Genomic DNA, 24021 nt, shown 5'->3' on the forward strand with positions numbered 1-24021 from the left:
CGATCGTTGAGGGTGTTTTCGGATTGGGCCAGTCCGAGCGCGAGGCGGCGCTGCTGCCCGCGCTGACGGAGCTGACCGAGCACCACCGGGCGCACTGCGAGCCGTACGACCGGATCCTCGGCTCGCTGGGCCACGCCCGCGGCGCCGACTTCGGGTCCGTCGAGCAGGTGCCGTGGCTGCCGGTGCGGATGTTCAAGCACCACGTGCTCAAGAGCGTGCCGGACGACCAGGTCTTCAAGGTCCTGACCTCGTCCGGCACCACCGGCGCCGAGGTGTCCCGGATCTACCTGGACAAGGAGGCCGCGGCCGACCAGCCCCGGTACCTGGGTCGCACGCTGCAAGCCGTGCTCGGCGAGAAGCGGCTGCCGATGCTGATGGTCGACACCATCGGCATCATCAAGAACCGGCGCTCGTTCTCCGCCCGCGGCGCGGGCGTGCTGGGCATGGCGAACTTCGGCCGCAAGCACGTCTACGCGCTCGACGAGGACGACCAGCCGGACGTCGAGGCCATCAAGGGCTTCCTGGCCGCGCACGGCGACGAGCCGTTCCTGATCTTCGGCTTCACCTTCATGGTGTGGCAGTACCTCTACGAGGTCGCCCGCGAGCACCGGCTCGACCTGTCCAACGGCATCCTGATCCACTCGGGCGGCTGGAAGAAGCTGATCGACCGCGCGGTCGACAACACCGAGTTCCGGCGCCGATTCGCGCAGGACACCGGGTTGACCCGGATCCACAACTACTACGGCATGGTCGAGCAACTGGGCACCGTGTTCGTCGAGGGGCCGTCCGGGAACTCGCTGTACTGCCCGGACTTCGCCGACGTCGTCATCCGCGACCCGGAGACCTGGGCCGAGCAGCCGGTGGGCGTGCCGGGGGTGATCGAGGTGGTCAGCACGGTGCCGCGCTCCTACCCCGGCCACGCGCTGCTGACCGAGGACCTCGGCGTGGTGCACGGGATCGACGACGGCGACTGGCCGGGCAAGCGCTTCTCCGTGCTCGGCAGGCTGCCGCGCGCCGAGGCCCGCGGGTGTTCGGACACGTTCAGCGGAGGAGCGGCGTGAGCAAGGTCCAGCAGCGTTTCCCGGCCGGGCCGGACGTCGAGGTCGACACCCTCGTCGCCGAGCTGTCCGGCGAGCCCGCGGGCGGCAGGCTGAAGGTCGGCGACGAGCGGGTCGTGGACTTCCTGGTGAAGTTCGCGCGCAAGCTGCTCGCGCCCGCGACCGCGCGGCGCTACCCGGAACTCGCCTCGCTCGGGTTCTTCCTGCGCCGGGGCGAGATCGCCAAGGCGCTGTCCACGATGGAGACCAGGGGTGACGCGCTGAGGTTCCCGCGCGGCCTCGTCTTCCACGTGCCACCGGCCAACGTGGACACCATCTTCGTCTACTCGTGGGCGCTGTCCGCGCTGGCGGGCAACCCCAACGTGGTGCGCATCTCGTCCCGTTCGGCCGGTGCCGCGGAGACCGTGATCGAAGCCCTCAACGAGGCGCTCGCGGACGCGCACCCGATCATCGCGGAGACCCAGCGCATGGTCACCTACGGCCGCGACGACGCGGTGACCGCCGCGCTGTCGGCCGCGTGCGAGCTGCGGGTGATCTGGGGCGGCGACCGGTCCGTTGCGGAGCTGCGCAAGCACCCGCTCGCGCCGAACGCCCGCGACCTCACCTTCCCCGACCGCGCGTCGTTCGCCGCGATCTCGGTGGCGGGCTGGCAGGCCGCGACAGCCGAGCAGCGGCGCGACGCCGTGATCGGCTTCTACAACGACTCGTACTGGTTCGACCAGGCCGCCTGCTCGTCCCCGCGCACGCTGTTCTGGGTCGGCGACGACGCCGCCGCGCGGCTCGGCCGCGAGGAGTTCCGCGGCCTGCTGGGCGAAGTGGTGGCGAGCAAGAACTTCGTCGTCGAACCCGCGATGGCCGTGCAGAAGCGGGTGTCCGCCTACGGCGTCGCCGCGCAGGGCCACGCGACCGAGATCCGCTTCGACGGCAACGCCGTGGCGACCCTCGAACTCGCCGACCCGTCGGCCGTGCCGAGGGAGTGGCTCGGCGTCGGCACCTTCCCCCAGGCGGCGCTGACCAGCCTCGCCGAGTTCGCCGGGATCGTGCAGCGCAAGGACCAGACGCTGAGCACGTTCGGCTTCTCCCGCGACGAGCTCGTCGACTTCGCGAACACCGTGGCGGGGCGCGGGATCGACCGGATCGTGCCGTTCGGGTCCGCCCTCAGCTTCGCCGCTGTCTGGGACGGCTACGATCTGCTGTCCGAGTTCAGCAGGCTCACCACGGTCAGCGTCTGAGCCTGATGCCCGTGCCGCCGCAAGTCCCTGCCGCACATGGCAATACCAGCGACTCTCCTGGAGAGCAGATGACGACCGCCGAAGCCGAGGTCCCAGCAACCGAGGCCGCCGCAGAGCAGAAGTCGACCAAGGCGTTGATCATCACCTGGGCCCGCAGGCTGTTGGTGGTCGTCGTGATCGCGTTCGCGGGCTACGCGCTGGTCACGAAGTGGAACGAGGTCTGGCACACGCTGGCCGCCGTCGCCTGGCAGTCGAGCCTGCTCAGCCAGCTCGCCGTGATGGCGGCGATCCTGTTCAACACGATCGCCTGGCAGACCATCGTGGACGACCTCGGCAAGCCGATCGGCATCTTCCGGGGCGCCCAGATCTGCCTCGTCGGCGGTCTCGGCAAGTACGTGCCGGGTTCGGTGTGGGCGTACCTGCTCCAGATGGAACTCGGCCGCAAGGCGGGCCTGCCGCGCGCGCGGATCTTCACCGGCTCGCTGGTGCAACTCGGCATCGCGACGGTGGCGTCCCTGCTGCTCGGCATCATCGCGCTGCCGGTGATCTTCGCGGAGACCCCGCAGGCGCTGTGGCTGTTCGCGCTGCTGCCGGTCGGTCTCGCCGCGCTGCACCCGAAGATCCTCACCTGGGGCACCTCGCTGGTGCTCAAGACGTTGCGCCGCCCGCCGCTCGACCACCAGCTCAAGTGGTCGACCATCGGCAAGGTGCTCGGCTTCTCGCTGCTCGCGTACGCGGCCTTCGGCTCGCACATGTGGCTGTTGGCCAACTCGGTCGGCGCTCCCGGCGTGAGCGGCCTGCTGCTGTGCATCGGCGCCATGGCGATCAGCATGACCGCAGGCCTGTTCGCGTTCTTCCTGCCTTCGGGCGCGGGTGTCCGGGAGGCCGTCATCGTGGCCGTGCTGGCCGCCAGCGGCATCGACCCGGTGCAGGGCCTCGCGTTCGCGGTGGCGTCGCGGTTGATGTTCATCGTCGCCGACGTGGTCACCGCGGGCACGGCCGCCGCCATCGCGGCCTTCCGCCGCCGTACCGCTCCGGGCGCACGGGCGCCGCAGGCGGCCTGACGCTCCTCGTCCCGCTCTTCCAGCGCCCCCCGAGCACACGTGCTCGGGGGGCGCTGTCCGTCGTGGACGCGAATTTCCGTCCAAAGACGAGCCGGGCAACACCATCGGTGCGGCGTTTGGTTTCGTTACACCGTTCGACGTGAAGTCGGCCGTGTTTTCGAAAGTCCTCAATGAACTGTGGATGTTCGCCGCTGATCTCCAGATTCTGCTTTTCAAGTGAAGATTTTTCGGGCAGACTCGATCTCGGATCTGCTGACGCGAGTGCCGGTGGGGATTGCCTCGCGTCACCATTCATCACCACGGGGGGTTGGAACAAGCATGTCTTCTCGTCGTTCTGTCTCGCTGGTCGCTGCCATTTTGGCGACCACAGCGAGTCTTCTGCCTGCTCTGGCCGGAGTAGCGGGCGCGGACCCGACTTCGACGCCTTCGTCGTCGTCCGCGGTCTCCACGCCCGCGGAGTCCAGCGTCGCACCGCCCGCGCCGTCCAGCGCGACGCCACCTGCGGAGACCTCGGCTTCGACGCCGACCTCCAGCTCGGAGGCACCCGCGCCCGCCAAGGCCGAGGCGGTCGCCCCCGAGGCGGCCCTGAAGGCCGCCGCCGCCGACGACCCGTGGGAGCAGTCCCCGGTCTATACCAAGTGGCAGCAGCTCGGCGGCGCCGCGTTCGCGGGTGACCTGGTCGGCACCGAGGTCGTCCAGGCCAACGGCATTCGTTACGCCAGGTTCTCCAAGAACGTCACGATCACCCACGACGCCGCGAATGGCGCGCACTGGTTCTCCGGTGCCATCGCGGGCGTGTGGAATGGCACCACCAATGGTCCGGACGGCGCAATCAGCGTGGCGACCATGGACCAGGTCCCCGTTTCGCGTGGTTTCCAGGGGGGTGCGGCGTCCGCGTTCAGCAACGGCGTGTCCGTGTACTACTCCGACGCCTACGGCGCATTCCCCATCAGCGGGGCGATGCGGCAGAAGTACTGGGCGTACGGCAGCGTCAACGGCACGTTCGGCTGGCCGACCGCCGTGGAGAACGCCTGGGCCGACAACAACGGGGGCCCGACCCAGATCACGTCCCAGAACTTCAGCGAGGCGGTCGCCCTCTTCAAGGGTCCGAGCGGCGTGGCCTACTGGATCAGCGGCGCCCTGCGCGACAAGTACCTCTCCGTCGACGGTCCGGTGGGCTTCAACGGCATGCTCACCGGTGACCAGACGGCCAGCGCCGGTTCCGGCTGGTACGTCGGCACCGAGACGGGCACCATCTACTGGTCGCCCAGCACGTCCGCTGTCCGGCTCGAAGGCCCGATCAACAGCAAGTTCTGGTCCGAGGGCGGCCCCAACGGTCGCTTCGGCTACCCGCTCGCGGACGTCGGCAAGGTCGGCGACGGCCAGTACGCGAACTTCACCACCCAGGTCACGGTCTTCCACTCGGACTCAAGGGGCACGCACTGGATCAGCGGTGCGCTGCGCGCGAAGTTCGAGGCACTCGGCGGCGTGACGGGTTCGCTCGGCTTCCCGACGTCGGACCAGTACTCGACCAACGGGCGGGACGGCCTGTACGTCCTGTTCGGTCCGAACAAGGTGATCCTCTGGGGCGCCAACACCGGTGCCTTCCTGGTGCGCGACCAGTACCTGGCCAAGCTGCGCGCCGACGGTGACGTCGCCGACTACGGCCTGCCGATGACCGAGGTCGGTCCTGTTGGCCCGTACCAGTTCCAGCAGTTCCAGGCCGCGACGATCTTCGACGGCAACGGCCGCTCCACGGTCACCCTCGGGTGGGACTTCCGTGAGGTGTGGTGGTACCTCGGCGGCACCAGCAGCCCGCTCGGCTACGCGTCGTCCGACTACCAGAGCTGGGGCAACGCCCAGTTCTACCAGCAGTTCGACTACGGCTACGTGCTCTGCGACTACAACGAGAACGTCTGCTACTACGACTACAACGGCGCTTCGGCGAAGTCCTCGAAGTCCGCTGTGGACGGTGCGAAGCCCGACATCGAGCAGGTGCGCCGCGAGGCCACCAAGATCTCGATCAACGGCGGCGCCCCGCGCGGCTGACGTCCCCTGACCACGAGGGCCGGTGCGCGTTCCAGCGCACCGGCCCTCGTGCTTTCCCGGACCAGGTGCGGTGGCACGGGGTGCGCCGGCCGCCCCGTAAACTGGCCGACCGACGTCGTCGGATCCCGAGGAGCAGCGTGAGCCACGTTCATCCCAGTGCCGTCATCGGTGACGGAGTAGTCCTCGGTGAGCGGGTCACCATCGGGCCGAACGCGGTCGTGCTCGGCCCCGCGAAGATCGGTGACGACTGCTGGATCGGTCCCGGCTGCGTGATCGGCACCCCGCCGGAGCTGAGCAGCGAGCCGCACAACCGCGCGTGGGACGGCGATCTGGCGCACAGCGGTGTCGAGATCGGCCCGCGCACGGTGGTGCGCGAGCTGAGCACCATCCACCAGGGCAGCTACCGCCCGACCAGGGTCGGCGCCGACTGCTGGCTGCTCAACCGGGTGTACGTCGCGCACGACAGCCAGGTCGGCGACGGCGTCACGCTGTCCGCGGGGACCAGCCTCGGCGGCCACGTGCAGATCGGCGACCGGGTCAACGTCGGGATGAACGCCGTGGTGCACCAGCGCCGGGTGATCGGGCCGGGCGCGATGGTCGGCATGGGCGGCGCGGTGACCAAGGACGTGCCGCCGTTCGCCATGGCCTACGGGAACCCGGCCAGGCTGAACGGGGTGAACGCGGTCGGCATGACGCGCTCCGGCATGGGGGAGGACGTGGTGCGCCTGCTGGCCGCGGCCTACGCCGAGCTGCTGGTGCCCGCCGACCTCCCGGAGGAGCTGCGGGAGGCGTTCACCTGGTGGTTCGACGTGAAACCCGCGAAGCCGCTGGCGTCGAGCGAAGCCCCTCTGCCGCTGTGATCGCGGTGGCGGCTTCCACGGTGTGAGCCGGAAGCCGCCACCCGCGGTCAGAACCAGCGTTCCAGCACCAGCGCCACGCCGTCCTCCAGGTGCGAGGCCGTCACCTCGTCGGCCACGTCCAGCGCCTCCTGGTGCGCGTTCGCCATCGCCACCCCGTGGCCCGCCCAGGACAGCATCGGCACGTCGTTCGGCATGTCCCCGAACGCGATCACGGCCGCCGCGTCCACGCCGAACCGGTCGGCCACGTCGGACAGGCCTGAGGCCTTCGTCACGTTCGGCGCCGAGATCTCGATCAGCCCCGAGTTGCTGGAGTAGGTGATCTCGACCTCGTCGCCGAGCAGCGCGTTCGCCGCCAGCGCCATCTCCGCGCTCGTCATCTTCTCGTGCCCGACCAGCAGCTTGATCGCCTGGTGGCCCAGCACCTCCGCCCTGGTCACCGCGCGGTGGTCGCTGTCGCGCCACGGGTGCCGGTAGCCGGTCTCGGCGACGAACGGCTGGACGTCCTCGCTGACCGCGGTGGTGCCCACGCGCTCGGTCGCCACCGAGCAGCCGGGGAGCGCGGCGTCCAGCGCGCTCGCCAGGTCGGCCAGCCGCACCGGGTCGAGCCCGGTCTGCCACACGACGCGGTCCGCGCCGATGTCGTAGAGCACCGCGCCGTTGGCGCACACCGCGTAGCCGGTCGTCCCCGCGGCCTCCGCGATCATCGGCACCCAGCGCGGCGGGCGGCCCGTGACCAGCACGAACGGGATGTCCGACGCCTGCACCCTGCTGATCGCGGACGCTGTTCGCGCACTCACCCGCTCGCCCGGTCCGAGCAGGGTTCCGTCAACGTCCGAGGCAACCAGCCGAGGTCTTTCCACCTGCCCATAGTGCCTTGTCACCAGGAGTGGTCGGTGAACGCCGCTTCGCCTCCGGTCGACGACCTCGTTACTGTCTGCGGGTGCGCATTGGCATCGTGATCCTGCCCGAACACCGCTGGTGGGTGGCTGAACCGAAGTGGCGGGCGGCTGAGGAGTTCGGTTTCCACCACGCGTGGACCTACGACCACCTGGGCTGGCGCAGCCTGGTCGACGGCCCGTGGTTCTCCGCGATCCCGACCCTCACGGCCGCCGCGATGGTCACGTCGCGCATCCGCCTCGGCACCTTCGTGGCGAGCCCGAACTTCCGGCACCCGGTGCCCTTCGCGCGGGAACTGCTGACGATCGACGACGTCTCCGACGGCCGCTTCACCCTCGGCGTCGGCGCGGGCGGCGCGGGCTACGACACCACGGTGCTGGGCGCCGAGCCGGTCGCGCCCGCGGTGCGCACGGCCAGGTTCGGCGAGTTCGTCGAACTGCTCGACCAGTTGCTGACCAGGGACCGCACCACCTTCCGCGGAGAGCACTTCGCCGCGGAGGAGGCCCGCGGCGCTCCTGGCTGCGTGCAGCGCCCGAGGCTGCCGTTCCTGATCGCGGCGAACGGCCCCAAGGCGATGAAGGTCGCCGCGGCCTACGGCACCGGCTGGGTCACCACCGGGCCGCCGACGGAGGACGACGACGCCTGGTGGCGCGGTGTCGCCGAGATCGCGGCCAGGTTCGACGACACCCTGGCGGCGATCGGTCGCGAGCGCTGGACGGCGGACCGCTACCTCAACCTCGACTCCGCGCCGGTGTACTCGCTGAGCAGCGTCGAGCGCTTCCGCGACGCGGTCGGCCGCGCCCGTGAGCTGGGCTTCACCGACGCCGTCGCGCACTGGCCGCGGGAGGACGGCGTCTACGCGGGCCGCGAGTCGGTGCTCGAACAGGTCGCGGCGGACGTCCTCCCCGAGCTGACCTCCTCTAGCCCGCCGACCGCCACCCGCTGAACTCGGCGTCGGTGCGCGTCTGCGCGTTCACCCGCAGCCGCGCGTCCGGGCCGATCGCCAGCACCATCGCGCAGGACTTCACGTCGGTCAGCACCGTCGGGGAGTCGACGGTGTCGCCGTTCATGCCGGACCACGGGTCGAACCCGCCGTCCGCGCGCTCGCGGGTGATCGCCACCTTGCCCCTGTCGTCCCGGCCGACCAGCGTCAACCGGCCGTCGCGCGACACCCCCGCGACGTCACCCGACCCGCCGGGGCCGGGGAGGGTGACCGGCGGGGACCAGCCCGTCGGGCCCCGTTCGCTGACCGCGACCTCGCCGGAGTTCGCCACCCGGTAGGCCAGCGCGTTCGAGCCGATCGCCACGGGAGCCCCCGCGGGTTTGACCGAGCCGAACGGCCGCCACCCGCCCTGCCAGTGCTGGAGCCCGTCGGGGCCCATCGCGAACAGCTCCACGCCGTCCGGTCCGCTGACCGCGCCGAGCCCGTCGCGGAACCCCGACCCGCCGAGGTCGGTCCACCTGTCCTGCCACGAACCGGAGCCGTCCTGCTCCAGCCTGCTGACCCCGTCCGAGCCGTTGAGCACGAACAGCGCCAGCCGCCCGTCCGCCATCGCGACGACCGTCGGCGTGGACACCCCGTCGGAGCCGTCCGGGCTGCCGAGACCGGTCCACCGGCCTCCGCGCCAGCAGGCGATCGTGTCGTCGTCCTGCCTGCGGCCGCACACCTCCAGGCCGTGGCGGCCCGTGGCGACGGACACGCCCGGCACCAGTGGTCCGCCGGGGTCGCCGAGGTCCGCGTGCTCCCAGGAGTCGCCGCTCCAGGACCGCAGCCTGCCCGAGAGCACGGCGAACGCCCACGGCTTTCCGCTCTCGTCGCGGCCCGCCCAGGACACCCCGCGCGGCCACCGCTGGTACATCCGGCGCGGCCAGTTGTCGTAGCTGGCCTGCTTGCCCATCAGCGGGTCGTGCTCCTTGTAGCGCTCGAAGTCGGCGAGCTTCTGCTGCTGCTGGGCGGGGTGCAGGTTCACCGGCGACTGCTCGATGTTGTAGTCGCGGTAGCCGAACTCCAGGAACACCGGCCGACGCGCGGAGTCGCGGTAGTTCCGCGCCGCGGCCTCGGTGAACTTGGCCGTCATCAGGTGGTCGGGGTGGTCGTGGAACGGCTTCCAGTGCGGGTAGTCCTTGCGCGGCTCGGAGTCCTGGGTGCGGATGACGGTCGGCTGGAACCGCTCCATCAGCGTCTGGAGCATGTCCAGCAGCTCGTACCGGCGGTACGTGGAGGCCTTGGCCATCCGCGAGCCGCGCGGCTGCACGGTGGGGATCCGCACCGACTCGTTCTGGTCGGCCCACAGCCTGCGCAGGGCGTGCCCGCCGCCCGGCGCCGTGCGCGTGCCGTCCTCCGGCAGGTTCACGAAGATCAGCTTGATGGACGGGCGGGCGCGCAGCGAGTACTGCTCGACCTGGTGGTCCGCGTCGATCCGCAGCGGTTCGCCGACCCAGTCGTCGACCACGTCCGCCATCGCCGCGTAGGCGGCCCGGACACCGGCCTGCCTGCCCGCGATGTACTCGGCGGGGTCCGAGGCGGCGGCCTCCCCACCGGTCAGGAAGACTGTCACCACGGCCCGTCCGGCGCGCACGTCGTCGCGCACGTCCGGGTTCATGAACAGCAGGTCGTCGTCCTGGTGGGCGACGACCTGGAGCGACAACGGGCTGGAATCGCGCGGAGGCTCACCGGGCCTCGGCGCGCAGGCCAGCAAGAAGACCGTGAGGATCAGCGCCGCGAACACCCTGAGTCGTGGCACAGCGCTTACGAGGGCAAGCTGTCGTTGGTCCGCACATGTCCGCCCTGGTGGTGCCGTGGTGAAGCGAGGGGCAGCAGTCCGCCCTCGTGACAGCGCGTAGTTTATCCGTTGGTACGACGACGGATCCAAACAGGTGTGATCCGAGGTGGGTTGGGCAACGCACACGTCATCCCAGACGTCCTGGGGGTCGGGTGGGTTGCACGAACCGACCGGAAAGGAACCCATGCGTTTGTCGGTCGTCATCCCGTGCTTCAACGAGGAGCGCGGTCTGGCACAACTGCACGAGGAACTCAGCCGGGTGCTGCCGGGGGTGGCCGAGGAGTTCGAGGTCATCCTCGTCGACGACGGCAGCTCCGACGGCACCCTGCGGGAGCTGCGCGCCCTCGCGGAGTCGGACCCCAGGTTCACCTACCTGGCGCTGAGTCGGAACTTCGGCAAGGAAGCCGCGATGCTGGCCGGTCTGAGCCAGTCGCGCGGCGAGGTCGTGGCGATCATGGACGCCGACCTCCAGCACCCGCCCGAGCTGCTCGGGCAGATGACGTCGCTGCTGTCCAACGGCTACGACCAGGTGGTGGCGCGGCGGACCCGGCACGGCGAGCCGGTGCTGCGGAAGATGATCTCGAAGCTCTACTACCGCGTGATCAACAAGGTGGTGGACGTCGAGCTGGAGGACGGTGTCGGCGACTTCCGGGTGCTGACCAGGCGCGCGGTGCAGGCGCTGCTGTCGCTCGGCGAGTACAACCGGTTCTCCAAGGGCCTGTTCGCCTGGATCGGCTTCGACACCGCGATCGTCGACTACGAGAACGTGCTCCGGCAGGCGGGCGACAGCACCTGGACGTTCCGCAAGCTGCTCAACTACGGCATCGACGGCGTGGTGTCGTTCAACAACCGCCCGCTGCGCCTGGCGATCTACCTCGGCGGGCTGGTGACAGCGTTGTCATTCGGGTACGCCGCGTGGCTGCTCGTCTACGCGCTGCGCGACGGCGTGGCCGTGCCCGGCTACCTGACCCTGATGTGCGGCGTGCTCGGCCTCGGCGGCCTGCAACTGCTGTTCCTCGGGGTGATCGGCGAGTACCTCGGCCGGATCTACTACGAGTCCAAGCAGCGGCCGCACTTCCTGGTGAAGGAGTCGAGCGGTCCCCGTGAGGTGCCGGTCGCCGTGCCGCTGGGCCGCGACTCGGCCGGTGGCCAGTTCCTGGAGCGGTCGGCGCCGTGATCGGGAAGTCCACCCTGGGGCGGGTCATCCGGTTCGGTCTGGTCGGAGTGGTCAACACCGCCGTCTACTACGGGCTGTACCTGCTGTTCAAGCTCGTGCTGCCCTACCTCGCGGCCCACGTGCTGGGGTTCTGCCTGGCGATGGTCGGGTCGTACTTCCTGAGCTGCTACTTCACCTTCCGCACGCGTCCGACGTGGAAGAAGTTCCTGCTCTTCCCGCTGTCGAACGCCACCAACTTCGTGATCAGCACGGTCGGTCTGTACGTGCTCGTCGGTTGGTTCGGGATGAACCAGCAGGTCGCGCCCCTCGTCGCCGCCGCGGCCGCGATCCCGCTGACCTTCGTGGTCGCCCAGTTCGTGCTCATCGACCGCAGCGTCGAAGTCGAAGTCGAAAGAGAGCTCAAGTCTTGAACTCGGTCGCCCGCAGGCCGCTCCACGGTGGGGTGGTCGCCTTCGGCGTGTGCCTCGCCGTCGTGCTGCTGGCCCAGCTCCCGTTCCTGCGCAACCGGTTCTTCTACGTCTGGGACGACAGCTCGGCGCAGTTCCTGCCCTCGTGGCACTACCTGGGTGAGCAGTTCGTCGCCGGGGACTGGCCGAAGCTGATGTCCCCGGACAACTGGGTCGGCGGCAACTTCGCCGGTGAGGCCCTGTTCGGCCTGTGGAACCCGGTCAACGTCGCCAACTACGTGCTGGTCTCGCGGTTCGACGACCTCTCGCTCGCCGCGCTCGTGGTGAAGACGGAGTTCCTCGCGCTGCTCGCGCTCGGCACCTACCTGTTGGTCCGGGAGTACGGGGCGGGCCGTGGCGCGGCCGCGGCCATCGCCGTCGCGCTGCCCTTCGGCGGGTTCACGCTCTACTACGACGCGGCGTCCTGGGCGGCCGGTCTGATGGCGTTCGCCTGGATCCCGTTCACCTGGTGGTCGGCCCGCCGGGTGGCCAGGGGCGCGGGCAGCCCGCTGTGGCCGTTCCTCTTCGGCGCGCTGGCGGTGACGACCGGCAACCCGTACGGCCTGCTCGGTGTGTGCGCCGTGCTGTTCGCGCTGCTGGTCGAGTCGTGGTTCGCCCGCGACCGGGCCGCGGTGATCAGGGTGTTCGTCGTCGGTGTGCTGATCGGCCTGGTCGTGCCGCTGGTCTACCTGCCGCTGCTGGGCACCTCGGCGGTGACGGACCGGGCCGGGCAGGGCTTCGCCAGCAACGGGGTGCTGGTGCCCGCGCTGTCGGACTTCCTGAGCCTGAGCACGCCGAGCCAGCTACCGATGATCTGGACGTTCGGCAACCCGCTCCGGCTCAGCGTGCCGGGCATGTACTTCGCCTGGTTCGTCGTGCCGCTGCTGCCCTGGCTGGACTGGGGCGTGCTGCGCCGCCGGTGGCGTGAGCTGCTGGGGGTCTTCGTCGTGATGGGCGGCTACCTGCTGCTCGCGACCGGGCCGTCGAACATGTGGATGTTCCGCTTCCCGCTGCGCCACGTCGAGGTGGTCTTCCTCGCCGTCGGGATCGTGTTCGCGGTCCTGCTGAGCAGCGGCCTGCGCAAGGACCGGTTGCGGTCCCGCGCGCTGATCACGGCGGGCGTGCTGCTGTTCACCGCCTACGTGAGCTTCTCGGCGGACGCCTGGAGTTGGAGGCGGCACGCCGTGTCGCTCGTCGTGCTCGCCGTCGGCACGGCGCTGGCGGTGCGGCTGTCCCGCGGGCGCGGGCTGTACGTCGTGCTCGTGGCGGGTGTCGCGGCGGTGCTGGCGCTCCAGACCGCGTGGTTCCCGAAGAACGCCGACGTGGCCGATTACGGGCTGCCGAACAAGGTCTCCGAGCGGCGCGCGATGCACGACTACCAGGGCACGACCTTCCAGGTCGGCTCGGTCGTCATCGGCAACAACGGCCTGCTGCTCGACGCGCACATGGTCAGCTCGTACACCGGCATGGGCAACAGGAAGTTCAACCAGGCGACCTGCCTGAACTACGAGGGCACCACGTGCCCGCAGTCGCTGGACAAGCTGCTCAAGCCGACCGACCTGGCGGGGCAGACGCTGCTCGACCTGCTCAGGGTGGAGACGGTCGTCGTGCAGCGCGCGGTGAACCGCGACCCGCAGGTGCCGCCGGGCTGGCAGGTCACCGAGCGCAACGATCTCGTCACGGTGCTGCGGCGCGGGACGCCGCTGGCGTGGCCGGACGGTCGAGTCGGCTGGACCGACGTGAACGTCTCCTCGGACGTCTCCACGGACCGTAGTGAAACCGTCCGGTTCACCGGTTCGGGCACGCTCGCGTTCGCCCGTTTGGCCTGGCCCGGTTACCGCGCGGAGGTGGACGGCAAGCCCGTCGACGTGCGCGAAGGCCCGGCGGGTCTGGTGCTGGTCGACGTCCGCGACGGTGGCGAGCTGAAGCTCACCTGGAGCGCGCCCGGCCTCGTGCCGGGTCTGGCCGCCGCGGCACTCGGGCTGCTCGGCGCGCTCGGGTTCAGCGCGCTCCTGGTGATCCGCCGCCGCCGGGCGGCGGACGTTTCCGCTGATCAAGCCTCGTGAAGGGAAACCAGGGCCAAGTGGGGATCACGATGCGTGCACCGCTATCCTCGGGCGCCGTGAGCTTCGCTGGTTATGACCTCGTCGTTGTCGGTTCCGGATTCTTCGGCCTCACGGTTGCCGAGCGCACCGCGACCCAGTTGAACAAGCGGGTCCTGGTGCTCGAACGCCGTGAGCACATTGGTGGCAACGCCTACTCGGAGGCGGAGCCGGAGACGGGCATCGAGGTGCACCGCTACGGCGCGCACCTGTTCCACACGTCCAACAAGCGGGTGTGGGAGTACGTCAACCAGTTCGCCCGGTTCACCGGGTACCAGCACCGCGTGTTCGCCAAGTACCAGGACCAGGTCTACTCGTTCCCGATGAACCTGGCGCTGATCAACCAGTTCTTCGGCAAGTCGCACACGCCGGACGAGGCCCGCGAGCTCATCGCGACGCTCTCCAGCGAGATCAAGACCGCCGACGCGCAGAACCTGGAAGAGAAGGCCATCTCGCTGATCGGCCGCCCGCTGTACGAGGCGTTCATCCGCGGCTACACCGCCAAGCAGTGGCAGACGGACCCGAAGAACCTGCCCGCGGCCAACATCACCCGGCTGCCGGTGCGCTACAACTTCGAGAACCGCTACTTCAACGACGACTTCGAAGGCCTGCCGGTCGACGGTTACACGGCGTGGCTGGAGAAGATGGCGGAGCACGAGAACATCGAGGTCCGGCTGAACACGGACTACTTCGACGTCAAGGACGAGATCCCGGCGGGCACGCCGGTCGTCTACACCGGGCCGCTGGACCACTACTTCGACTACTCCGAGGGCCGCCTGGGCTGGCGCACCCTGGACTTCGAGCGCGAGGTCGTCAACACCGGCGACTTCCAGGGCACGTCCGTCATGAACTACAACGACGCCGACGTCCCCTACACGCGCATCCACGAGTTCCGGCACTTCCACCCGGAGCGGGACTACCCGAAGGACAAGACGGTCATCGTCCGGGAGTACTCCCGCTTCGCCAAGGAGGACGACGAGCCGTACTACCCGATCAACACCGCCGAGGACCGCGTCATGCTGGAGCGGTACCGCGAGCTGGCCAAGGCCGAGGCGGCGGAGCGCAACGTGCTGTTCGGCGGGCGACTGGGCACCTACCAGTACCTCGACATGCACATGGCCATCGGTGCCGCGCTGAGCACGTTCGACAACAAGATCGCGCCGCACCTCACCGAGGGCACGCCGATCGACGGCAGCATCTGATCAAGACCCGATGGTGATCGCCCGGTGGGACGCAGGTTTCCTACCGGGCGATCACCATTTGTGAACACGGTGGAACGCGAAACGCCCGAACGGGCGTTGAACGGGCTCGTAGGTAGTATGAGGGCAACGCCGCCGCACCTGATCCACGACTCGTGGCGTTCGCGGTGCGGCGAAGCACGCCATGACCACACGTCGAACGTTCGATTCTGAACCCGAAACCGCGTTGATGGCGGTTCGCCGGAGGAAGCACGTGACCGAGCAGGCCAAGGCCGTTAGCGCCGCCGCCCCGAAGATCGAGACGACCGCTCCGGACAGCAAGGTCAGCGACGTGGCTTCGGTCCGCGTCGGGGCCAAGGGAGCGGGCATCAACCCCAACCAGGTGCTCCAGCGGGTGATCCTGCCCCGCGACGAGGACCCGCTCGACGTGCGTCCGCTGTACCTGGACGAGCCCGCGAACGTGCACAGCCACGTGGTCTCGCGTCGATCCGTGACGGTCCCCGCCTCCGCCAAGGTGTCGTTCGCGTCGTACTTCAACGCGTTCCCCGCCAGCTACTGGAAGCGCTGGACGACCGTCGAGGAGGTCGTGCTGCGCCTGTCCGTGCGCGGCGCGGGCCGCGTCGACGTGTACCGCTCCAAGCCCAGCGGCGACCACATCCACCTCGAGGGCCACGCCGTGCGCAGCCCGAAGGCGTGGACGAACCTCGAACTGCGCGTCAGCCTCAAGCCGTTCGAGGACGGCGGCTGGATCTGGTTCGACGTGTTCACCGACGACACCCCGCTGGAGATCAAGGAAGCGGCGTGGACGACGGACACGCCGCTGCCAGAGCAGAAGGTCGCCATCGGCATGACGACCATGCGCCCGGTCGACGCGGTCATCGCGTTGCGGGCGCTCGGCGAGGACCCCGCGGTCCTCGACGTCGTGCAGAAGGTCTTCGTCGCCGACCAGGGCGCGGTCAAGGTCAAGGACACCCAGGGCTACGCGGAGGCGCGCAAGCTCCTCGGTGACAAACTGGAGATCATCGAGCAGGAGAACCTCGGCGGCTCGGGTGGTTTCACCCGCGGCCTGTACGAGGCGATCGAGCACACCGACGTCGCCCAGATCATGCTCATGGACGACGACATCCGGCTCGAACCGGACGCCGTGCTGCGCTCCAACGCGTTCGCCCGCGCCTGCGCACAGCCGGTCATCGTCGGCAGCCACATGCTGAACCTCCAGGCCCGCGCCCGCCTGCACAGCTTCGGCGAGGTCGTCGACCTGGCGACCTGCAACTGGCGGGCGGCGCCCGGCGCGCTCACCGACCACGACTTCTCGACCGACTCGCTGCGCGAGACCGAGGAGCTGCACCTGCGCATCAACTCCACCTACAACGGCTGGTGGATGTGCCTGTTCCCGCGCGAGGTCGTGCAGCGCACCGGTTACCCGCTCCCGCTCTTCATCAAGTGGGACGACGCCGAGTACTCGCTGCGCGCGCTGGAGCGCGGCTTCCCGACGGTGTCGCTGCCCGGCTCCGCCGTGTGGCACATGCCGTGGACGGACAAGAACGACGCCACCGACTGGCAGGCGTACTTCCACACGCGCAACCGCCTGGTGATGGCGGCGCTGCACAGCCCGTACGACATCCGCTCGACGCTGTTGAAGCAGGGCCTCAAGCTGACCCTGCGGCACCTGCTGTCGATGGAGTACTCGACGGTCGCCGTGCAGCAGCGGGCCATCGAGGACTTCCTCGCGGGCCCGAGCAAGCTGTTCGACTCGTTGCGGACCGCGTTGCCGGAGATCCAGCAGATGCGCAAGCAGTACTCCGACGCCCAGATCCTCACGTCGGCCCGCGAGTTCCCGCCTCCCACCTACGACATGGTGCGCGCCGAGCAGATGCTGAAGCCGCCGGTCAACCCCGCCGTCATCGCGGCGAAGGCGTCGAAGGCCCTGCTGCACAACCTGCGCGACCCGGAGGGTTCCACCACCGAGCGCCCGCAGATCAACGTGCCCGCGACCAACGCCCGCTGGTTCCTCCTCGGCAACCTGGACAGCGCGACCGTGTCCAACGCCGACGGCAGCGGTGTGGCGTTCCGCAAGCGCGACCCCAAGGAGTTCCGCCAGCTCATGGCGCGCTCCGCCCGCAACTACCGCAGGCTCGCCCAGGAGTGGCCGCGGATGAAGAAGGTCTACCGCGACGCGCTGCCGGAGCTGACCTCCGTCGAGTCGTGGCGCAAGATCTTCGAGAACTGACGCGGTACCGCTGACACCGAGGCCATCCCGGCGACTTCCCGTCGTCGGGATGGCCTTCGTCGTGAGGGCAACGAGTTCGCCCGGTCGGGCGTACTTGGTGCATGGGGCAGAAGAAACGAGCAGATTTCTACGACGGTCCGGCGCACGACTACCTGCGGTACTGGGACGGGCGGGACTACGAGCAGGCCGCTGAGGAACTGGCGATGCGGCGGTTGCTCAAGGGCAGGCACTTCGCCAGCGCGGTGGACGTCGGCGGGGGCTACGGCAGGCTTTGCCTGCTGCTCAAGGACTTCGCGGACCACGTGACCCTGGCCGAGCCGAGCAGGCGGCAACTCGACATCGCGGACCGCTTCCTCGGTGAGGACCCGACCATCGACCGGGTCCAGACGCAGGCCGACGACCTGGTGTTCGCCGACGCGTCGGCGGGCCTGGTGACGATGATCAGGGTGTCGCACCACCTTCCCGACCCCGCCGCGGAGTTCGCCGAGATCAGCCGGGTGCTCGCGCCGGGCGGCACCGCGATCGTGGAGGTCGCGAACCTCGCGCACGCGCGGAACAGGATCAGGTACCTGCTGCGGCGCGAACCGATGCCGACCGAGCCGGTCGACATCCGGTCGGCGGAGAACCGCCACGACGAGGAGATCCCGTTCGTCAACCACAACCCGCGCGTCGTGATCGAGCAGCTCGCCGCCGCGGGCCTGCGGACCGAACGCGTGCTGTCCGTGTCGAACCTGCGCAGCACCACCCTGAAGAAGCTGATGCCGCACCGGTTCCGCGTCGCGCTGGAGCGACTCCTGCAACCGCTGCTCGCCAAGGTCTACTTCGGACCGAGCATCTTCCTGCTGCTGCGCAAGGGATGAGTCACCCCTTGATCCCGGTCTCGGTCACGCCGCGGACCAGGAACCGTTGCAGCACCAGGAAGACGACCACGAGCGGCAGGATCGACACGGCCGCCGCGAGGAACAGCTCGTGGACGTTGACGCTCTGCGCGGTGAGGAACACCGACAGCGCCACCTGGACGGTCCACGAGTCCTGGTCCTGGGCGATGACCAGCGGCCAGAGGAACTGGTTCCAGCTCGTCAGGAACGCGATCACGCCGAGCGCGGCGAAGAAGCCGAGCGAGTTCGGCACCACCACCCGCCAGTAGGTGCCCCAGTGGCCGAGGCCGTCGATCCGGGCGGCCTCCTCCAACTCCCTCGGGAAGTTCCGGAAGTACTGGCGGAACAGGAAGGCGGTGAACCCGCTGAACAGGCCGGGGATCACCAGCCCGCGCAGGTCGCTGACCCAGCCCAGCGTCGAGACGACCACGAACGTCGGCACGAACGTCACCGCCGCCGGGATCATCAGCGTCGCCACCACGGCGTAGAAGACCTTGTTCGCGTGCCGGTAGGGGATGCGGGCCAGCCCGTAGCCCGCGAGCGAGCAGAACAGCAGTTGCCCGGCCGTTTGCAGCACGGCGACCACGGTGGAGTTCACCAGGCTGCGCAGGATCGGCACGGCCGGGTCGGCGAACAGCTCGCCGACGTTCTCCCAGCGGAGCGAGTCGGGGAACAGCGTCCAGTCCTGGGCGGTGATCTCCGCCTCGGTCGCCAGTCCGTTGCGGACGATCAGGTAGAACGGCAGCAGGAAGAACACCGCGGCGATCGACAGGGCGAGGTAGCGCACCGCCTTCATCGGGTGATCACCTTGCCCTGCGCCAGGGTCACCGCGGCGATGAGCAGGGCGAGCAGCACGGCGCCCGCGCTGCCGTGGCCGAAGTCCTGGCCGCCGCTGCCCAGCGAGGTGTAGTAGAGGTAGACCAGCGGCGGCCGGGCGAACGGCGGGTAGCCGCGGGCCGTGCCGAGCACGTTGTAGAACTCGTCGAACGCCTGGTAGGCCGCGACCAGGTTGAGCAGCAGGACGGCGACGGTCGTGGTTCGCAACTGCGGCAACGTGATGTGCCGCAACGTCTGCCAGCCCGGCTTCGCGCCGTCGATCCACGCGGCCTCGTACAGGTGCCGGGGGATCCGCTGGAGCCCGGCGATGAACAGGACCATGTAGAAGCCGAGTTGCAGCCAGAGCCTCAACGTGACCAGCACCAGCCAGTACCAGGGCGGGTCGGTCGACGCGGTCCACGCGATCGGGTCCGCGCCGAACCAGCCGAGCACGGTGTTCGCCAGGCCGTAGCGGACGCCGTTGAAGATGGACAGCTTCCACACCAGCGAGGCGACCACGTAGGAGCAGGCCGTCGGGAGGAAGAACACCGAGCGGAAGAACGCTTGCATGACCGTGATCTGGTTGACCAGCAGCGCGAGCGCGAGCGACAGGACCGCGGTCAGCGGCACGATGAACACCGCGAACGCGCTGAACGTGCCGAGGCTGCGCAGGAACGCGGTGTCGCCGAGCATGTCGGCGTAGTTGTCCAGTCCGACGAAGTCCGTCGGCGTGACCGTGTTGCGCGCGTCGAAGAACGACAGCACCACGCTCCAGCCGATCGGCACGTAGACGAACGCCAGCAGCCCCACCGCGAACGGCCCGACGAACAACCAGAACGCGCGGGTGTTCGACCGGGTCATCCGTACAGGCGCTTGAGCTCGTCGGCGGCCTTCGCGGCCGCCGCCTTCAGCTCGGTGCCCGCGTCCGCGCCCTCGCGGACCGCCCTGGACACCGCGTCGTTGAACGCGGTGCTCATCACGGAGGTCCAGTCCGGCGGGTTGGACGACTTCGCGTTGTCCTGCACGAACTTCACCGCGTCGGAGAACACGCCGGTCTTCAGCTTGTCGGCCCGCGCCGCGAGGCTGCGGCGCGGCGGGATGTGGAAGCCGTAGCCGAGGTTGAAGTCCTCCTGGTAGTCGGTGCGCTCGATCCACAGCCACTTGACGAACGCCTTGGCCTCGTCGACGCGCTCGCTCTTGGCGTTGACCATCGCGCCGTAGGCGCCGACCGGGACGGACGGCTTGCCGTTCGCGGTGAGCTTGGGCCACGGCAGCACGCCGAAGTCGTCGCCGAGCGCTTCCTGCACGGCGGGCACGGTCCACAGCCCCGTCCACTGCATCGCGACCAGGCCCTGGGTGAACGCGTCCGGCTCCGCCCAGTCCTTCACCGCGCCGAGCAGCAGGCTGCCGCTCGTGTAGAGCTCGCGCAGCTTCCCGATCGCGGTCGCCGCGGCCGGGTCGTCGAAGCCGACCCGGTGCTCCGGCGTCACGTAGTCGAGCCCCGCCGACCACAGCGCGGGGCCGCCGAGCACGCCGACGCCGCCGTCGTTGCCCGCGAAGAGCCCCTTCACGTCACCGGTCGTCAGCCGCTTCGCGGCGTCGATCAGCTCGTCCACCGTGGATGGTGGTCGCACGCCCGCCTTCTCGAACATGCTCTTGCGGTAGAACAACATCTGCATGTCCACGGCCTGCGGGATGCCGTAGACCTTCCCCTCGACGGTGTGCCCGGCCAGGATCGTGTCCGTGAAGTCGTCCCTGACCTCGCCGATCAGGTCGTCCAGCGGCACGACCTGACCCGCGCGGACCGCGCTGATCTGCAACGTGGACTCGAAGACGTCCGGCCCGCCGCCGGACAGCAGGCTGGTGGCCAGCTTCGAGTCGTAGTCGCCGGGGTTCCACTGCACCCGCACGGCCGCCCGGTCGTACGACGCGGCGTACCGCTCGACCGCCTGCTGCACACCCGCCTCGCCATAGGCGTGGTACCACTGCTGGATCTCCCGGCCCCCACCACCGCCCCGGCCGGTGTTGGAGCCGCAGGCGGCGAGCAGGCTCGCCAGCGCGGCCGCTCCGGTGGCGTTCAGGACGGTACGACGGCTGATCTCCCCAGAGTTCACACGTTCCGTACTACTCCGACTCCGCTCCGTGCACAAATGAGATAGGCCGGGGGCGGGCTCAGGCCAGCTTGGTCCAGTCGACCTCGTAGAGGGTGAAGTCCGGGTTGCTGTAGCGGACGCGCAGCGCGGGGGACCCGCTGAGCCCGGCGAGCCCCGGCGACCGGCGGAAACCGTCCATGAACCCGGTCGTCACGACGGCGTAGCGGATGTTGAGGTCGCGGACGACCTGGCCGACCGCGCCGTCGGTGTCGAGCTGGTTGAAGCGCTCCAGCAGCAGCTTCCGCCGCGGGCTGAGCGTGGCCGGGTTCGGGTAGTGGCCGATGATCGGTTCCACCCCGCTGAGCGCGTAGGTCCACACGGTGCCGTCGACGCCGTCGTTCATCACCCGCTCACCGGGCCGCACGATGGCGCCCAGTTCCTGCAATCCGACGCGTTCCTGGTCGGACACCACGGAACCGGCGAAGTCCCACTGCATGCGCTGCCCGTTGCGCTCCGCGTAGCCGCCGGTCAGGCCCAGGTAGCCCGCCGCGAGGACGGCTCCGACCACCGCCAGCGCGCCGAGCGACTCCGCGCGACCGCGGACGATCCGGCGCGCCGCGGCCTGCAACGCCCACCCCGCGGCGATGGTCGCGGGCAGCACGAGCACCGCGACCAAGCGCCACCGGTCGTTCCACCAGGGCGCCGTGATGGCGGTCGACCACGGCGTGTCCAGCGCCGCCGCCACGACGAACAGGCCGAGGAAGATCAGGTAGCCGACGAGCAGCCAGCGCCACGCGGGCACCTTGACCAGCAGGTACCCGCCGACCACGGTGATCGCGGCGAGCAGCCACTGCGGCCAGTGCGCGTCATGGCCGAGCAGCACCGCGTCGCCGAACGCCTTCGACGACGTCGTCACGGCGGGCCAGTTGTAGGCGGCGGTCCGGCCCGCCATCGTCAGCGCGCCGAGGAGGTAGACGCCGGACAGGGCGACCGCGCCCACCGCGAGGACCGCGAGCCGGGGCAGGTCCCGGCGGACGAACCGCGACGGGGCCTGGACGACCCGCTGCACGAGGTAGCAGAGCCCGAGGATCGCGCCGACGAAGGCCATCGCCGAGTGGGTCGCGACGAGGGCGACGGTGCTCAGCGCGACGAGCACGCCGATCCGGTCGAAACCGCTGTCGAGCCACCGGACGAGCAGCGCGAGGAACGGCAGCACCAGCGACAGCCCCGCCGCGTACGGGTAGAGCTGCCCCCACTGCCACAGGTCGAACGGGTAGGAGGCGAACGAGGTCGACACCAGCGCCGACGCGGCGGCCAGGCCCGCGCTGCCGTGCAGCGCCTTGACGATCGCGATCGTGCCGAGCGGCACGCCGAGCGCGGCGGTCACCAGCATGCCGCTGTTCATCACGGTCGGGATGGTGTCGCCGGTCAGCCGGTACGCCAGCGCTTCGAACGCGTGGTACGCGTTGGGGTAGAACGCCCCGTTCGGCGAGTCCGGCACGTCGATCCAGCCGAACGCGCGGTTGCCGGAGTTGCCGGTCTCGGCGATGAAGCGGATGCCGTTGCCGTGGTACGGGGCGTCCCAGCCCTGCGGCAGCGACCCCAGCCCGGAGGTGCCGGTGCGGATCGTCAGCGCGGCCACGCCCGCCGCGATCACCACGGCGGCGACGGTGGTCAGCGTGCCCGCCCGCGACCACCCGGTGGTCGGCGGCACCAGCACCAGGCCACGGCGGCGCAGCAGGAGCACGGCACCGGCCGCCACCAGGCACACGAGCAGCGTCCAGCCGAGGAAGAACCACGTGCTCCAGCCAAGGCCGATGGCGGGCGCGAGCGGCGCTCCGAGCCCGACCAGCCCCATCGTGACGACGGGTGCGGTGCCCGCGAGCAGCCAGCCCCGGAGGCCGAGGACGGCCGCCAGCAGCGAGCCGGGCGTCCACAGGAGGACGGCCGTGACGACGAGGAGCAGCACCGTCGACGGACGGAACTCCAACAACGTGTCGAGCACGGCGCGCTCCTGACCTGGTTCAGCAAGCGGTGGTGCGCCCCTGGTCGGAGCGCACCACCGGGTGTACAGGACTCAGGAGCGGCCTGCGGCCGTGCGGCTCCCGTTCAGGTTGGCCAGCGCCTCCATGTCGAACGACGCCGAGGGCGCCGAGGAGGCGGGCGAGTTGATGTCGCGGACCGAGCGCGTCACGTACAGCGGGCGCTTGCGGGCGTCGTCGCCCGCCCGGTACACGTACTGGCCGATCATGCCGACGCAGCCGATCTGCACGCCGCCGACGAACAGCACGGCCGCGATGATCAGGCCGAGCGTGCTCGGCGCGGACAGCGTCACCAGCGCGATGACCAGCATCACCAGCGCCACCAGCAGGCCGACGGCGGTGAACAGCGTGCCGAGCACCAGCATCAGCATGACCGGCATCGCGGAGAACTCGACGAACGAGTCGAACACCAGCTTGATCTTCTTGCTGGTGGTCCACTTGCTGTCGTTGGCGAGCCGCGGCTTCTGCTCGAACGCGACGGTCGTCTGGCGGAAGCCGGACCACGCGACGAGCGCGAGGATGTTGCGGTTCAGCTCCGGCATGGCGTTCACGACGTCGAGCACCGGCCTGCCGACCAGCATCTGCGACGGGCCTTCCTTCGGGAAGGTCGACGGCAGGTCGGCGTGCTTGGCGAAGAAGTCGTTGAACTTCAGCGCGAGCTTGTTGGCGATGCCCTTGGGCACCGAGCGCGTCGCGCGGATGGCCCACACGATGTCGTGGCCCGCGCGCCACTCCTCCAGGAAGCGGTCGATGACGTCGATCGGCTCCTGGAGGTCCGCGCTGAGCGTGATGGCGCAGTCGCCGCGGCACAGCGCGAAACCGGCGCTCAGACCCGCGTGCGAGCCGAAGTTGCGGGAGAACGAGGCCACGCGGGCCACGTCGTCCTCGCCCAGCGCGGCGATGAACAGGTCTGCGGTGTTGTCCGTGGAACCGTCGTCGATGAGCACGATCTCGAAGTCCACGTCGGGCTGCGAGCGCCGGATCTCGTGGAACAGCGCCACGGTGCCGGTCACGTTCGGTGCCTCGTCGTAGGCGGGCACGATGATGGAGACCAGCGGGCGGCGTGCTGGATCGGTCATGTCTACCTTCGATTCT

At 69.7% G+C, this 24021-nt stretch carries 19 protein-coding genes; 12 read left to right on the forward strand and 7 right to left on the reverse strand.

Going from position 1 to position 24021, the window contains the following annotated elements; genetic code table 11:
* Window positions 1-2 precede the first annotated feature (2 nt).
* The 5 genes from NZH93_RS35615 (at window position 3) to NZH93_RS35635 (ending at window position 6263) form a co-directional block, all read left to right on the forward strand.
* Window positions 3-1061 carry a LuxE/PaaK family acyltransferase gene (locus NZH93_RS35615; protein WP_308214281.1) on the forward strand — a complete coding sequence of 353 codons (1059 nt, stop codon included), beginning with the start codon at window positions 3-5 and terminating at the stop codon, window positions 1059-1061.
* Window positions 1058-2290 (forward strand): acyl-CoA reductase, encoded by a 1233-nt coding sequence (locus tag NZH93_RS35620; RefSeq protein WP_259627681.1) that lies wholly within the window; start codon window positions 1058-1060, stop codon window positions 2288-2290. The genes NZH93_RS35615 and NZH93_RS35620 overlap by 4 nt, the downstream gene beginning before the upstream one ends.
* A gap of 68 nt (window positions 2291-2358) precedes the next feature.
* Window positions 2359-3354, forward strand: coding sequence for a lysylphosphatidylglycerol synthase transmembrane domain-containing protein (locus NZH93_RS35625; RefSeq protein WP_259627682.1), 996 nt, complete (start codon window positions 2359-2361; stop codon window positions 3352-3354).
* A 357-nt stretch (window positions 3355-3711) separates the two neighbouring features.
* Entirely contained in the window at window positions 3712-5403 is a 1692-nt protein-coding gene (locus NZH93_RS35630; protein ID WP_259627683.1) for an LGFP repeat-containing protein, read from the forward strand.
* 137 nt (window positions 5404-5540) lie between these two features.
* The gene (locus NZH93_RS35635; protein ID WP_259627684.1) at window positions 5541-6263 is read left to right on the forward strand and encodes a DapH/DapD/GlmU-related protein; all 723 of its coding nucleotides are present in this window, start codon (window positions 5541-5543) and stop codon (window positions 6261-6263) included.
* Window positions 6264-6310: 47 nt separating this feature from the next.
* Here the strand turns inward: NZH93_RS35635 and NZH93_RS35640 are convergent, their stop codons facing one another.
* The gene (locus tag NZH93_RS35640) at window positions 6311-7123 is read right to left on the reverse strand and encodes an HAD family hydrolase (protein WP_259627685.1); all 813 of its coding nucleotides are present in this window, start codon (window positions 7121-7123) and stop codon (window positions 6311-6313) included.
* Between the two features lie 80 nt (window positions 7124-7203).
* On the opposite strand from NZH93_RS35640, the gene NZH93_RS35645 reads away from it, so the two are divergent.
* Window positions 7204-8106: an LLM class flavin-dependent oxidoreductase gene (locus NZH93_RS35645; protein ID WP_259627686.1), complete on the forward strand. Its 903-nt coding sequence runs from the start codon at window positions 7204-7206 to the stop codon at window positions 8104-8106.
* On the opposite strand, the gene NZH93_RS35650 is transcribed toward NZH93_RS35645, so the two are convergent.
* Window positions 8081-9904: a PIG-L family deacetylase gene (locus NZH93_RS35650; RefSeq protein WP_259627687.1), complete on the reverse strand. Its 1824-nt coding sequence runs from the start codon at window positions 9902-9904 to the stop codon at window positions 8081-8083. The two genes, NZH93_RS35645 and NZH93_RS35650, sit on opposite strands and share 26 nt — an antisense overlap.
* 223 nt (window positions 9905-10127) lie before the next feature.
* Here NZH93_RS35650 and NZH93_RS35655 point away from each other — a divergent pair, with 223 nt between their 5' ends.
* The 6 genes from NZH93_RS35655 (at window position 10128) to NZH93_RS35680 (ending at window position 17957) form a co-directional block, all read left to right on the forward strand.
* Complete coding sequence (locus NZH93_RS35655; protein ID WP_259627688.1) at window positions 10128-11120, forward strand: glycosyltransferase family 2 protein; 993 nt, start codon at window positions 10128-10130, stop codon at window positions 11118-11120.
* Window positions 11117-11530, forward strand: coding sequence for a GtrA family protein (locus NZH93_RS35660; protein WP_259627689.1), 414 nt, complete (start codon window positions 11117-11119; stop codon window positions 11528-11530). The genes NZH93_RS35655 and NZH93_RS35660 overlap by 4 nt, the downstream gene beginning before the upstream one ends.
* Window positions 11527-13632, forward strand: coding sequence for a hypothetical protein (locus NZH93_RS35665; RefSeq protein WP_259627690.1), 2106 nt, complete (start codon window positions 11527-11529; stop codon window positions 13630-13632). Before NZH93_RS35660 ends, NZH93_RS35665 begins: the two co-directional genes overlap by 4 nt.
* A gap of 29 nt (window positions 13633-13661) precedes the next feature.
* Complete coding sequence (glf, locus tag NZH93_RS35670) at window positions 13662-14870, forward strand: UDP-galactopyranose mutase (RefSeq protein ID WP_259627691.1); 1209 nt, start codon at window positions 13662-13664, stop codon at window positions 14868-14870.
* Window positions 14871-15120: 250 nt separating this feature from the next.
* A complete protein-coding gene (locus tag NZH93_RS35675) occupies window positions 15121-17097 on the forward strand; it encodes a glycosyltransferase (RefSeq protein WP_308214280.1) in 1977 nt (658 codons plus the stop codon).
* A 101-nt stretch (window positions 17098-17198) separates the two neighbouring features.
* A complete protein-coding gene (locus NZH93_RS35680; protein WP_259627692.1) occupies window positions 17199-17957 on the forward strand; it encodes a class I SAM-dependent methyltransferase in 759 nt (252 codons plus the stop codon).
* A 1-nt stretch (window position 17958) separates the two neighbouring features.
* On the opposite strand, the gene NZH93_RS35685 is transcribed toward NZH93_RS35680, so the two are convergent.
* From NZH93_RS35685 to NZH93_RS35705, 5 genes are all read right to left on the reverse strand, one after another.
* Window positions 17959-18771, reverse strand: a complete 813-nt coding sequence (locus NZH93_RS35685; RefSeq protein ID WP_259627693.1) for a carbohydrate ABC transporter permease — start codon at window positions 18769-18771, stop codon at window positions 17959-17961.
* Entirely contained in the window at window positions 18768-19652 is an 885-nt protein-coding gene (locus NZH93_RS35690; protein WP_259627694.1) for a carbohydrate ABC transporter permease, read from the reverse strand. Before NZH93_RS35690 ends, NZH93_RS35685 begins: the two co-directional genes overlap by 4 nt.
* Complete coding sequence (locus tag NZH93_RS35695) at window positions 19649-20905, reverse strand: ABC transporter substrate-binding protein (RefSeq protein WP_259627695.1); 1257 nt, start codon at window positions 20903-20905, stop codon at window positions 19649-19651. Before NZH93_RS35695 ends, NZH93_RS35690 begins: the two co-directional genes overlap by 4 nt.
* A gap of 58 nt (window positions 20906-20963) precedes the next feature.
* Window positions 20964-22889: a DUF6541 family protein gene (locus tag NZH93_RS35700; protein ID WP_259627696.1), complete on the reverse strand. Its 1926-nt coding sequence runs from the start codon at window positions 22887-22889 to the stop codon at window positions 20964-20966.
* Window positions 22890-22961: 72 nt separating this feature from the next.
* A complete protein-coding gene (locus NZH93_RS35705) occupies window positions 22962-24005 on the reverse strand; it encodes a glycosyltransferase family 2 protein (protein WP_259627697.1) in 1044 nt (347 codons plus the stop codon).
* Window positions 24006-24021 lie beyond the last annotated feature (16 nt).

Source organism: Umezawaea endophytica (assembly GCF_025061645.1).
Classification (GTDB): Bacteria; Actinomycetota; Actinomycetes; order Mycobacteriales; family Pseudonocardiaceae; genus Umezawaea; species Umezawaea endophytica.

Bases quoted from the DNA above. Each gene is read 5' to 3' on its own strand.
- NZH93_RS35705 (WP_259627697.1), bottom strand. From the start codon at position 24,005: ATGACCGATCCAGCACGCCGCCCGCTGGTCTCCATCATCGTGCCCGCC.
- glf (WP_259627691.1), top strand. From the start codon at position 13,662: ATGCGTGCACCGCTATCCTCGGGCGCCGTGAGCTTCGCTGGTTATGAC.
- NZH93_RS35685 (WP_259627693.1), bottom strand. From the start codon at position 18,771: ATGAAGGCGGTGCGCTACCTCGCCCTGTCGATCGCCGCGGTGTTCTTC.
- NZH93_RS35690 (WP_259627694.1), bottom strand. From the start codon at position 19,652: ATGACCCGGTCGAACACCCGCGCGTTCTGGTTGTTCGTCGGGCCGTTC.
- NZH93_RS35680 (WP_259627692.1), top strand. From the start codon at position 17,199: ATGGGGCAGAAGAAACGAGCAGATTTCTACGACGGTCCGGCGCACGAC.
- NZH93_RS35655 (WP_259627688.1), top strand. From the start codon at position 10,128: ATGCGTTTGTCGGTCGTCATCCCGTGCTTCAACGAGGAGCGCGGTCTG.
- NZH93_RS35625 (WP_259627682.1), top strand. From the start codon at position 2,359: ATGACGACCGCCGAAGCCGAGGTCCCAGCAACCGAGGCCGCCGCAGAG.